The 12,062-nt window shown below is 42.0% G+C and carries 16 protein-coding genes; 4 read left to right on the top strand and 12 right to left on the bottom strand.

Annotated features, from left to right (window positions below; translation table 11 throughout):
* Positions 1–1,566 (bottom strand): SH3 domain-containing protein (locus tag V3595_RS24645; RefSeq protein WP_485910324.1); only part of this gene is annotated, 1,566 nt, incomplete at its 3' end.
* Positions 1,567–2,153: 587 nt separating this feature from the next.
* Between V3595_RS24645 and V3595_RS24640 the strand changes: the two genes are divergently transcribed.
* The 4 genes from V3595_RS24640 (at position 2,154) to V3595_RS24625 (ending at position 4,157) form a co-directional block, all read left to right on the top strand.
* Positions 2,154–2,759: a protein kinase family protein gene (locus V3595_RS24640; protein ID WP_402906112.1), complete on the top strand. Its 606-nt coding sequence runs from the start codon at positions 2,154–2,156 to the stop codon at positions 2,757–2,759.
* Between the two features lie 33 nt (positions 2,760–2,792).
* Positions 2,793–3,236 (top strand): DUF6376 family protein, encoded by a 444-nt coding sequence (locus tag V3595_RS24635; protein ID WP_402906110.1) that lies wholly within the window; start codon positions 2,793–2,795, stop codon positions 3,234–3,236.
* Between the two features lie 120 nt (positions 3,237–3,356).
* Positions 3,357–3,785, top strand: a complete 429-nt coding sequence (locus tag V3595_RS24630; protein ID WP_485910335.1) for an SRPBCC family protein — start codon at positions 3,357–3,359, stop codon at positions 3,783–3,785.
* A complete protein-coding gene (locus tag V3595_RS24625; protein WP_485910321.1) occupies positions 3,786–4,157 on the top strand; it encodes an ArsR/SmtB family transcription factor in 372 nt (123 codons plus the stop codon).
* Positions 4,158–4,203: 46 nt separating this feature from the next.
* On the opposite strand, the gene V3595_RS24620 is transcribed toward V3595_RS24625, so the two are convergent.
* The 11 genes from V3595_RS24620 to V3595_RS24570 all read right to left on the bottom strand — a co-directional run bounded on the left by V3595_RS24620 (position 4,204) and on the right by V3595_RS24570 (position 12,062).
* Complete coding sequence (locus tag V3595_RS24620; protein ID WP_485910319.1) at positions 4,204–7,053, bottom strand: YhgE/Pip family protein; 2,850 nt, start codon at positions 7,051–7,053, stop codon at positions 4,204–4,206.
* Between the two features lie 2 nt (positions 7,054–7,055).
* Positions 7,056–7,562 (bottom strand): RrF2 family transcriptional regulator, encoded by a 507-nt coding sequence (locus V3595_RS24615; RefSeq protein ID WP_034310735.1) that lies wholly within the window; start codon positions 7,560–7,562, stop codon positions 7,056–7,058.
* Between the two features lie 178 nt (positions 7,563–7,740).
* A complete protein-coding gene (locus V3595_RS24610; RefSeq protein ID WP_485910317.1) occupies positions 7,741–8,115 on the bottom strand; it encodes a thioredoxin family protein in 375 nt (124 codons plus the stop codon).
* Positions 8,116–8,189: 74 nt separating this feature from the next.
* Positions 8,190–8,495, bottom strand: coding sequence for an alpha/beta fold hydrolase (locus V3595_RS24605; RefSeq protein ID WP_485910315.1), 306 nt, complete (start codon positions 8,493–8,495; stop codon positions 8,190–8,192).
* Complete coding sequence (locus V3595_RS24600) at positions 8,495–8,917, bottom strand: alpha/beta fold hydrolase (protein ID WP_485910313.1); 423 nt, start codon at positions 8,915–8,917, stop codon at positions 8,495–8,497. The genes V3595_RS24605 and V3595_RS24600 overlap by 1 nt, the downstream gene beginning before the upstream one ends.
* A gap of 17 nt (positions 8,918–8,934) precedes the next feature.
* Positions 8,935–9,084 carry a hypothetical protein gene (locus V3595_RS24595; protein WP_485910311.1) on the bottom strand — a complete coding sequence of 50 codons (150 nt, stop codon included), beginning with the start codon at positions 9,082–9,084 and terminating at the stop codon, positions 8,935–8,937.
* 34 nt (positions 9,085–9,118) lie between these two features.
* Positions 9,119–10,594: a sodium:solute symporter family protein gene (locus V3595_RS24590; protein ID WP_485910309.1), complete on the bottom strand. Its 1,476-nt coding sequence runs from the start codon at positions 10,592–10,594 to the stop codon at positions 9,119–9,121.
* Positions 10,591–10,791, bottom strand: a complete 201-nt coding sequence (locus V3595_RS24585; protein ID WP_063595989.1) for a DUF3311 domain-containing protein — start codon at positions 10,789–10,791, stop codon at positions 10,591–10,593. The genes V3595_RS24590 and V3595_RS24585 overlap by 4 nt, the downstream gene beginning before the upstream one ends.
* Before the next feature lie 388 nt (positions 10,792–11,179).
* Positions 11,180–11,317 carry a hypothetical protein gene (locus V3595_RS24580; RefSeq protein WP_485910307.1) on the bottom strand — a complete coding sequence of 46 codons (138 nt, stop codon included), beginning with the start codon at positions 11,315–11,317 and terminating at the stop codon, positions 11,180–11,182.
* Positions 11,318–11,372: 55 nt separating this feature from the next.
* The gene (locus V3595_RS24575) at positions 11,373–11,603 is read right to left on the bottom strand and encodes a hypothetical protein (protein ID WP_485910305.1); all 231 of its coding nucleotides are present in this window, start codon (positions 11,601–11,603) and stop codon (positions 11,373–11,375) included.
* A gap of 63 nt (positions 11,604–11,666) precedes the next feature.
* Positions 11,667–12,062: a VOC family protein gene (locus V3595_RS24570; RefSeq protein ID WP_034310729.1), complete on the bottom strand. Its 396-nt coding sequence runs from the start codon at positions 12,060–12,062 to the stop codon at positions 11,667–11,669.

Below are 12,062 nucleotides of genomic sequence, written 5' to 3'. Positions count from 1 at the left end.
CTTTGCGACTATGCTCGCGCTTTCCGACCCGCTTTTTCTCATATTGAGTGTTCCAGAGCTTACGTTTACATATTTCGTCGTCGTTTTTTCAGGCGTTACGGCCGTTGATGGTTTCGTTGTCGATAGATATTTGGCACTGACATGCCCGTCTTTTCCATTTGCTCTGATTTTGGCCCAACCTTTGGATTCCGAATAGACCGTTACTTTCGTTCCTTTTGAAAGCTTCGCGACTATGCTCGCGCTTTCCGATCCGCTTTTTCTCATATTGAGCGTTCCAAAGCTTACGTTTACATATTTCGTCGTCGTTTTTTCAGGCGTTACGGCCGAGGATCCCGATCCTGGCTTTGAAGCAGATAGATATTTGGTGCTGACATATCCGTCCTTTCCATTGGCTTTGACTTTCGCCCATCCATTGGATTCCGAATACACCGTCACTTTCGTTCCTTTTGAAAGTATGGCGACTATACTTGCGGTAGCTTTTCCACTTTTTCGCATATTGAGTGAACCCGTGCTCACATTCACATATTTCGTCGTCGTTTTTGCAGGTGTGGTTGCCGTTGATCCCGATCCTGGCTTTGAAACAGACAGATATTTTGTGCTCACATATCCGTCCTTTCCATTGGCTTTGATTTTCGCCCATCCATTGGATTCCGAATACACCGTCACTTTCGTCCCTTTTGAAAGTATGGCGACTATACTTGCGGTAGCTTTTCCACTTTTTCGCATATTGAGTGAACCCGTACTCACATTCACATATTTTGTTGTCGTTTTAACCGTTGCCGCAGCTTTGGTTACCGTTCCAGGCTTCGTTGCCGAGAGATATTTGGTACTGACGTATCCTTCTTTTCCATTGGCTTTGATTTTCGCCCAGCCTTTGGATTCCGAATACACCGTTACCTGTGTGCCTCTTGTCAGCTTCGCGACTAAGCTGGCACTATCTGTCCCACTTTTCCGCATATTTAGTGAACCTGTGCTCACATTCACATATTTTAATGTCGTTTTAACGGTCGCCGCAGCTTTTTTTACCGCTTCAGGCTTCGTTGTCGAGAGATACTTGATACTGACATATCCTTCTTTTCCAGTAGCTTTGATCTTCGCCCAGCCTTTGGATTCCGAATATACTGTCACCTGTGTGCCCCTTGTCAGCTTCGTGACTATGCTGGCACTATCACTGCCGCTTTTTCGCATATTAAGTGAACCTGTACTGACATTCACATATTTCGTTGTGGTTTTAATGGTTACTGCAGTTTTCGTTAAAGTCCCTGGCTTTTTTGCCGATAAATACTTGGTACTGACATATCCTTCTTTCCCATTGGCTTTGATCTTCGCCCAGCCTTTGGATTCCGAATACACCGTTACCTGTGTGCCATTTGCCAGCTTTGCAACTATGCTTGCACCTTCCGCCCCGGTTTTTCTCATATTGAGCGATCCGGAATTTACCTGTACAAACATGACGTCTTCAATATTGGCCTGTTCCGCATGTAGTGGAGCTGCAGATATTTTTTCTTCGAAAGCAACTGTCGACAACACTGCAAAACAGAAAGTTGGTATAATTAATTTCTTCATCTCATTCTCCCTACTAAAGAATTATATTTTTAACATTTATTTAAATATCGGTTAAAATTAGTATGATAATATAGGTAAATATGCTTATTCGTTTAAAATATATCATATTCCTTTAGATCTATAGGGAGATAAAACGAATTGTAACATAATAGTAAACTAATAGACATTTAAGTAATTAAATAGAAATATTCGCAATGAAGCTTGCGCGACAAGCAAATGATGAATATAAAGTATATTGATATAATTACTTATCACTCAAATTATTAAGGATGAGACGAGCATCTTTCTGCCTAAATCGAATATATATATATGGTAAGCATCGATCCTTATATTTGACGGATCGATGCAATAACCTATATAATTACTGTATATAACTTATAAGAATCCTTCTGTTAAGGGGAGTAGCTATACAATAAAGTCGTCAGTACAGGATTCAATCCTCGGCTTTATTGGCAACTGATTTTAGTTGTTTGCAAGACCTTGCCGATTATTTGGTGAGGTCTTTTAATTTTTAAAAGACGGTATAACCACTAATCGGTTATACCGTCTTTTTTGATTCGAAAAATTGCACAAAAGAGGTGAAAAGTATGCAGAACTATAATGAATTAGCTCAAAGCGTTAAGATTTCCGATGATAAAAAGCATATATTGCTTGATGCCGACCCATCTTTATCACTGATCGGAAAAGGCCGAAGCGCATATGTATTCCGAATACATTCCACCAATAAGGCACTAAAAGTGTTTTTCCCGGATCATACTCACACAGCTAAAGTTGAAGCTGAAATATACAAAACCGTCCAAACCATCGAATACTATCCAACCCTATATGATGCGGGGGTAAATTACCTGGTTATAGATCACATTGAAGGAAACACTCTTTTTGAATGTTTAACATTGGGAATCCCGATAACGGAAGAAAACATTGCGGAGATAGACCATGCCCTGCAATTGGCAAGGAAAGAGGGATTGAATCCTTCGGATATCCATTTACGAAACATCTTCATCACTTCTGAAAAAAAGGTGAAGATCATTGACGTTGCAAGGTTTAAGCAAGTGAAATCCTGCAATCAGTGGCACGACTTGAAAAGTGCTTTTCACCTTTTCTATTCGAAGTCATTTTTTCCGAAGAAGATCCCAAGCTTCATACTGAATTCCATTGCAGCGATTTATAAAAAGAGATTTCTGCCCATCTGATCCTTACTATAAAAAATCACATTGGAGGCACATATGAAAAAAATAATGACCATTGCTCTATTGTCCATCCTTACATTAAGCGGATGCTCAGCTTTAGAAGAAGTCAATTCATCATTGGAGTATGCAGATAATGCGACGGAGTATGTAAATACCGTTAAGGATTTTTCCAATGAGGTGCCCGCATTGTCACAAGACGCCGTCACGAATGACGAAGCAAGAGCAAATCTTGAAAAAGAACTGGAATTGATGAAAACGGAGATTGAAGAATTCAATGCAACTGAACCACCACAAATAGCTGAAGGCATCCATGAGAAGATCGTCAGCTCAAATCAACAGCTTTCAGATGGCATTGAATTATATCTGAATAATATTGAGAATGGCCAAATTGACCCTAAGGCATTAGAAGATTCAGAGATAATGAAATCAATCGATAATATAACAGGATTGGCAAAACAAATTGAAGAGTTGGGCAATTAAGCATCCTGCAATGAATAAAAAGGAATCGCTTGAAACAAATTATTGACATGAAACCAAAAGGTTTTATATAATCAACAAAGCAAAACCAATTGGTTTCATATTTTCACTTAAAAAAGGAGAATCAGTATGGAAAATACATTACAGGATATCAAGAAGACGATTATTCTTGAAGCACCTATCCAAAAAGTTTGGGATACAGTTTCAACTGCAGAGGGCATAGCTTCATGGTTCATGCCAAATGATTTTCAACCGAAAGTGGGACATGAGTTCCATGTTCAATCACCCTTCGGTCCATCTCCTTGTAAGGTAATGGATTTAGATGCTCCTCATCGCCTTTCATTCAGTTGGGATACGGACGGTTGGTTCATTTCCTTCATTTTAAAAGAACTGGACGGCAAAACGGAGTTCACCCTTATTCATGGCGGTTGGAAAGAGCCTGAAACGATTCTTCCGAAACCGAACGAAAAAAGCTCAGTGATTCGCGATAGAATGAATCATGGCTGGGAACAGATCGTTAATCAAAATCTTAAAAAGGTTGTTGAGGGCTAAGTGTCGGCAGCAGAAAAGCATGATGTATTTCAGGCTATCGCCGACCCGACCCGCCGAAAGGTCTTGCAATTGCTTGCTGAAGGGGATTTACCCATTTCAGAAATCACTTCTCACTTTTCCATGAGCCGTACAGCGATTGCCAAGCATCTTCATATCCTTTCTGAAGCTGAATTGGTCAGTGGCCGGAAGGTAGGAAGGGAGAAACGCTTTCGGCTTCAGCCAGAACCTTTAGCAGAATTGAAACAGTGGCTTTCTTTTTACGATCAATTCTGGGATAACAAATTATCCATCCTTAAACATGTGATTGAAAATTCAGGGGAAAATGGATTGAAAGTCATCGAAAAAGAAAAGGACAAGGATGAACCATCATAATGAAGAAAACCCCCGGCGCATTGCACCGGGGGTTTTCTTCATTTGTTTATGCATCCATCTCAATCTTGTGTACTTTGCGCTTCTTGATGACCATCGTCAGCAATAGCAGCAGATTAAAGACAATGATGCATCCAGTAAGGAACACTATACTTGTTGTCAATGCATCCGCTCCAAGACTCGTACTCATCGCCTGACGGAAGCCCATGACAGAGTATGTCATCGGTATGAACGGGTGAACATGACTGAAGAAGTTATTGGTCAGTTCCACAGGGAACATTCCTCCGCTTGCACCTAGCTGTAATACAAGGAATATCATCGCCAATAAACGACCTGGATTTCCAAACCCTACGGTCAAGAAGGTAACGATGAACATGAAGGTAAGGGAAGTCAGTATGGATACCCCAATGAATTGCCCCATATTCTCGACCTGTAAATCCATTCCCCAAATCATGATCGCATCCAACACTAATGCAGAAAGCGTCGCTTGGATAAATAGGACAGTAAATTTACTGAACCACCATGCCACTCCTGATGTAGGCCTTGTAGAAGGCAAGCCTGTCGGGAATCCCATATTGAAGGCAATAGCTCCTACAAATAACCCGAGAGACAATACATAAGGAGCCAGTGCATGACCATAATTCGGCACGTCACTGCTTTTTTGTTCTTTAACCTGTGTCGGTTCAGCAATCATGCTGTAATTATCATCGGTTGTTTTATTTTCACTTATTTCTTCTGCACCATCACTGAGTTTTCCCGAAAGCTCGACCGTTCCATCTTTAAGTGAGGAGATTCCATCACCCAATTTACCGGAACCTTCAGCAAGTGCTGATGAACCTTCATTGATCTTACCTGCGCCATCAGCAAGCTGGATGACTCCATTGCTCAAAGTAGGCAGATTGCTTGCCAATTGTTCAGTGCCTTTAACAAGTGCTGATGAGCCCTCGTTCAAGGCCGCTGAGTTGGCATTCAGTTGATTGGCCCCATTAGCAAGTTTGCTTGCCCCTTCGCCAACTTGGCTAACACCAAATGCGTACTTCTCAAGACCATTCCCAAAGGAGGATGACCCTGTTTGAAGTTGTGAAACTCCATCAACCAACTGACCAGATCCCTCAGTTAGTTTTGAAAGGCCATTATTTAACGAGGAACCGCCTTGTGCTAACTGGTTGATCCCCTTCACTAATTCTGGTGTCCGTTCATTTAAACTTTGTGTTGCCGCCGTTAATTGATTGCTTCCTTCAAGAGCTTCATTCATGCCGCCATTTAATTGGGTCGCACCAGGAATCAATTGTTCTTCCAGTGCGTTCCTTATTGCCGTATATCCGTTTAACGCTGAAACAGCGTTTGGATTGACTTTATTCACCGCATTATTTAAATTGGCCACTTGTTCCGGAAGCTGGCCTAATCCATTCAATACAGGCATTACTTTATCCGTTAATTGCGTTGATAAGTCGGATACACTTGCAGCAAGAGTCGATGCGATTTGTTTTTGTGCTTCCGCCTGGCTTTGAAGTTCATTTTGAACCGCTCCGATTAATTCGGATTGTTGTTCACTGGTCATGCTTTTGAAGGCTTCAGTGTTTTGAACGGCATTGATCGTGCTCTGACCATTATTCGCAATCGTTGATTGAAGTTCCGTTAAAGCCGATTGACTGTTATTGAGATCTTCAGTAATGCCGGAAACGGTACCGGACGTGCTGCTCCCTGCGGGAACCGCTTCTTGCAATTGATTTACACCGCTTTGAATGCTTGTCAGTCCTTGCTTAAGCTGATTCAGCTGTTCTTCTGCGGGCAATTGGCCATCCATTTTTTTCAGGCCGTCATTTAACGCCTGGCTTCCTTCTGCCAGTTTATTGATTCCCTCATTTAAACTCTGCTGACCTGCTGCCAATTTTGGAATTCCTGTCGATTGGTCCGTCAGCTGGCTTGCATTTTGTGATAATTGATTCAACCCATCATTCAAATTCGCACTGCCTGTTTGCGCTTGTGCCAATCCAGTATTTAAAGATTGCGCTCCTGGAACCACTTTGGCCAACCCAGTGGAAAGTTGGGAAGAACCTTGTATAAGTGCTTCACTATTACTAGTTAATTCCCCTGTGCCTGATGCGAGTTCATCCGCGCCCTTTTGCAACTGACCGACACCGGAAGTATATTGTGAAATTCCCTTATTTAGATCCGATGCGCCACTTTCAAGCTTGTTGGCTCCTTCCAAAAACTCGCCAACGCCAATTTGAAGTTTATTCGCTCCATCTTTAAAAGTTAATGTGCTCGAAGCTAACTTATTCAGATTTTCTGTCACTTCTTTGTTTCCATCATGCAGTTTTTTTGCACCGTCATCCAATTTTGATGCCCCATCTGCCGCATCGCCGAATCCTTCTCCGATTTCATCCAGTTGGGAGAAGATCGCTTCAGCATATTCTTTTGTGACACTTTCAGCAATTTCGGTTTTCAAATTATTCGTTGCCTGTTTCCCGACCGTTTCAGAAACGAAACTGCGTCCAGGATTCACATCATACGTCAGATTCATTTTTTTGGGCTTATCATCCATGACGGTAGAAGCATTTTTTGAAAAGTCCTCCGGAATGGTAACGACCATATAATATGTACCATCATCGAACCCTTTTTTCGCCGCTTTTTCCGTTACGAAATGCCATTCCAAATCATCATTGTCCTTTAATTGCTCGACTAGCTCATTACCGACTGTTAAGGTTTTTCCCTCATATTCCGCCTTCACATCCTTATTCACGACTGCAACAGGCAATTTGCCTGTATTTCCGTATGGATTCCAAGCAGAACTAAGGAATAACCCCCCATAAATAATCGGGACGAACAGTAAAACGATTGCGACACCGACCAGTTTTGGATTTGTAAGGAAAAGCTTCCATTCTTGTTTAAGCATGTTCACTTCTTTTCACCTTTCTTTTCACGCAGTACATCACTCAATGACGCGGTATTCCAATTAAGAGTCGGTATGTCCGTGGTGCCAAAGCTTTCTTTAAGCAAATCCGCCACTGTTTGACTGGAAAAGAACTCTATTAAAAGTTGATCCGCCCGAGAAAACATCCGACGAAGGACGTCCATCCCTTTCTCTGCATACTCTCCATCTTTAAACGCTTTTTCTATAAGTCCTGTATCCGGAAACATCGAAATGGGCCCTTCCATCGCCTCAATAATTTCAAGGTTTTTAATCTTATCTACACTTTTGGCAAGAGTAAGGCCGCCGTTATTACCAGGAACGGAAGTGATTATCTGTTTTACGACCAATTTCCTTATGATTTTTTTCAAATAAGAAGGAGACACCTCTAATCGCCTGCTGATCTCATTAGACGAAAGCGGTACATTTTTATCCTGGGTAGAGAGTATAACAATGATGCATATAGCTTGCTCGACCCCTTTTGTTAATTGCAAATCAGTTCACCTCTTTTTGTATGTATGTATGTGGATATCTGATATCCATAATGGATATTCGGTATCTATAATTAAAACCCGTTTCACCTTAGAAATCAAGTCATTTCTAGAAAAAATTTCTAAAAAAAGATGAACCCCCTATTACAGCACAATAAGGGGTTCACCTTTTCAAGGTCTTTTATAGGTCTTTTAGAAATTCATTGACCGCTTCTGGAGTTTTAGCATTTGCACTGTGCAGGTGCGCAACCTTTTCCCCATTTTTAAATACTAATAGTGATGGAATTCCCATTACCGTTTGCTCTTCAGAAATCTCAGGGAACTCGTCACGATCGATTGTAAACCACTGTTTGTCTTGATGTTCTTGAGTGATCTCATCGATGAACATGTCTAAACGTTTGCAGTCTGGACACCATGTAGTCGTAAAAATCCCGACCGTCAGTCCCTCTTGGTTGATTTGTTCACGGTATTCTTGTTCTGTATTGATATTTTTCATGATCGTCTCCTCCGAGCTTTTCTTATCATCATACTTTAATCCATGAATTAATGTACTCAAGGATTAATATATAATTAATTCCTTCGCAGCACAAACGGTTTATCCTGAACTATCTAACGCTTGCCCGGTTATGCTTAGCGCGAAGCCGCCTTTTCTTGGAGTCCAAATCTCTCATTTATGAAAGGCCTCGAAATGAATTCCCTATTTTCATCAATGAAAAGATAGTGACAGCTTTTTTCAAAAATGGTCAATTCACTGTCAGGAATCTTTTCGGCGATGAGAATCGATGCCTCTACAGGAGTGATCCAATCGTGACGGCCTCCTGCCACTAATGTTGGACACGTTATTTGATTCAGCTGGTCCACTAAGTCAAATGTTTTCAAAAATTTGGCCCCTTCATTAGCCGCTTCCAAATTAAAATTCGATTTCTTCTCTCGCATTATCTCTTTTTTTCCGCTTCAGTTCTTACTTTTCCCCTTGATGAATAAAAATAGAGCGGTTCCATGACTATACGGAATTCAGCCATTTGCTGTTTTTCCATAGTCCCCTCAAATAGAAATTTTGCCATCCTTTTTTGATCATCCGTCCCGGTTTCCTCTATTTTAACCAACGCTTCTTCTCCGAAAATATGGCTTGGCGATGTGGCGATCAGAAGAAAGGCAGCCACACTGTCCGGATAGCGAATGGCGTACTTTTGTGCAACCATCCCCCCGTAAGAATGGCCCAATACAATAACCTTTTCCAATCCTAAATAGTTTCGTATCGCTTCTAAATCCTCCACATTATTCTCCAGAGTATATGTCGATTGCGGCCCCCGCTCAGACCGTCCACAACCGCGCTGATCAATGTAAATCAACTGCATCGATGCCGAAAGCGGCGTCAGGAACGGTTTAAACCCAATGGCTCGCCCTCAGGTCCGCCATGGATGACCAAACAGACTGGCTTCTTTCTCCATGAATCCCCTTCAGGCACTAATTCTGCCCCTTCCACATCGAAATATATTTTTGTTCCGTTAACCTTTGCAAACATCAAGACCCTCCTCTTTTTATTAAAATCCAAATATTCAAGCAGCCTCCAATTCACCTTTTTTGTCCTTGGAAAATTTCCTTGCAATAAGGCTGACTCCAATCATTACAATCACATTTACGAGGAGAGCGACAAGGCCAATGTTCAAATCTTTAATGGCTTGCGGCAATGCAGGGAAAAGCGCCCCAATTGCAGCGCTTGTTATGGTTGTATATCCAACAGTAGCTAAACCGGCAATGATGCCCGCTGACGCACCCTCTTTCGTCACGAAGTTCTTTTTCAGGAGACTGGCAATGAAAGATGGGAATAATTGAGTCACCATATTGTATCCCATCAATAAAAGGGCCACGATCGTATTTCCTCCAGTCAAAGTGAAATACACGGCAATAAGAGCAAGAACAGGGACGAGCAACTTGGCAATCGTCGTGATTTGTTTATCCGAGGCGGACGGAGAAAAATGCTGATACACGTTTTTGGCCAGCAGCGTCGCTGAACTCATTAAAATCATCGAGCCAGGAACAAGGGCGGTCAATAGACCAGCTGCCCCGATGACGCCCACAAACCAAGGATCAAATGTACTGATCGAAAGCTTCAATAGCGCAAGATCCATATCCGACCCTTGCAGCCCAGGAACTTTTATGATGGCAGCATAGCCGACAAAGATTGCACCGACCGATAATGCTCCGTAAAGCGGAAGGATGAACGCATTCTTACGGAATGTCTTTGCACTTTTTGCTGTATATGCAGAACCGAATGTTTGCGGCCACATATAAAAACCTAATGTCGTCAAAATGATCGTGGATATAAACCATGAAGCGCTCATCCCCGTATCCGGGAGTGTCAGGAAATCAGGCTTGACGGCATTGACTGCTTCGAACATCGGCTGGATTCCGCCAAAATAATGAAGCGGAATGTAAATCCCTAAAAATAGCGCAACCAAAGCGATCATGATGTCCTTTAGAACAGCTGTCCAAACCGATCCATGGATACCTGAAATCATCACATATACGGTAACTGAAACAGCCCCGATCCAAACGGCAACCGTGGGGGAAATCGAACCATAGGAAGTTGTCGAAACGATGATTCCCAGACCCTTTAATTGCAGCACCAAAAATGGTACCAGGGCCAAAACACCAACGAGTGAAACGAGTACCCCCAATAATGGACTTTTGTACTTTTTAACATAAAAATCTGCTTGTGAAATGAGCTTATGTTTATTTCCATAGCTCCAAATAGCAGGATAAATCCAGTAAGAAAACAGGTAGCCCAATGCTGCGAACGCCGTTCCGTACAATGCCGGACCGCCTATCCCATATGCCCACCCGCTGGAGCCCAAGAAAGTGGAGGTGGAATAAATCTCTCCCGCCAGTAAAATCATGATGATGAAAGGACCGAACCCGCGTCCGCCTACCGTCCACTGTTCAAGGTCCATATCCTTGCCTTTTCTAGCCCTAATCCCTAAATAAAGTGATAGCAACAGGAAACTGAAAATAATGATGATCGCAATATTCATTTCTCTTCCCTCTCTTTATTCTTGGGATCTAGCATATAAATAATAAAAACGACTAAAGCGGTAAAGATCAGCCACGAAAAGTTCCAGAAAAAGAATAGCGGCATGCCAAGAATATACGGTTCGATACTATTAGCCCAAAAAGGCCCGCCAAGTATGGCGATTACAGGAATTAAAGAAAGAAAATAAATTGGTTTCATGAAATTCTCCTCTTATCTAATGATATTGACTAAATCTAAAAAGGCAGTAACACGAACATTGATTTCTTTATATCGTTGATTCATCACCTGCGAAGCATTCGTGATAAAGTGCAGAGCCGCCGCAGTTTCATGCTCCCCCTTTCTGCCGTTCCCAGCAATGTGATATTACTTTTAATCTAGCAATCCGCATGCCAATATTGGAATTTTTATAAACATTAAGAGTGAATGGGGTATATATCAAGGAATTTAGTTAGGCAAAACTTATTATCGAGGATAAATCGGCGTGCTGTTGAGGGGGGATCCTTATTAATCAGTAAAAATTTTTTAAAAAGTAAAAATTTTTTTATCCCTCATAAGGAACTAGGGCCTCTACAGTCTGAAAAAATATTCAGTTGATTTCAGAAATCCGCTCCCTTTCCGCCGACTGTCTGCCAAGCCTCCTCACCGCAAGCGGCTGTGGGGTCTTGGCTAGCCAGTTATTCGGCAGGAGTGTCGCAAATTTCTTCAATCTAGTGGGTGGATTCATAAAACAGTAAAAAAACATAATCAAGGTTCAGGATGAGGCCAGCCTACAGTTTTTTCTAAAAAAAACATTCCAGTTGATTGGAACGGAAGGTGCGAGACTCCTGCGGGAAAAACGTGTCCAAGGGAGACCCCGCAGGCGCAAAGAGCGCCGAGGAGGCTCCCGGACCGCCCGCGGAAAGCGAGTGCCTGGAGTGGAAATCATATAGTACAACCAGGTCTTGTTTATGTTTTTTCATTGTTAACGCACTTTTTTCGATCCGTCCGCTCCTCATGGTTCGGGGTGTCACTTACGAACCCCCTTTGGCCAACAAACTGAAAAAAGCCACTATCCAGTGGCTTTTTCATTTCATTCATATTGGTAGAGTAAGCTGCCAGGAAACACCAAACTTATCAGATACCCAGCCGAACTTCTTACTAAAGAAATAGTCACCCAATGGCATCATCACTTGTCCGCCATCAGTTAAGCTCGAATAAAGCCTGTCAATTTCCTCTTCACTATCACATGTAAGGAATATTGAAAACGATGGTGTAAATGTAAATTGATGCTTAACATTGCTATCGATGCACATAAATTCCTGATCCTTCAAGGTAAAGGTAGCCTGCATGACACTTCCCTCTGTACCTGATTCATTTGCACCATACCGAACAATGCTGGTTATTTTCGATCCTTCGATTAAAGATGTGTAATAATTCATCGCTTCCTCCGCATTCCCTTCGAACATCAAGAAAGGTGTAACCTTCATCAT

Source organism: Bacillus sp. CFBP9009 (assembly GCF_036541465.1).
Lineage (GTDB): Bacteria > Bacillota > Bacilli > Bacillales > DSM-1321 > Peribacillus.
Note: the sequence above shows the minus strand (reverse complement) of the source record. Positions and strands in the feature narration are given on the sequence as shown.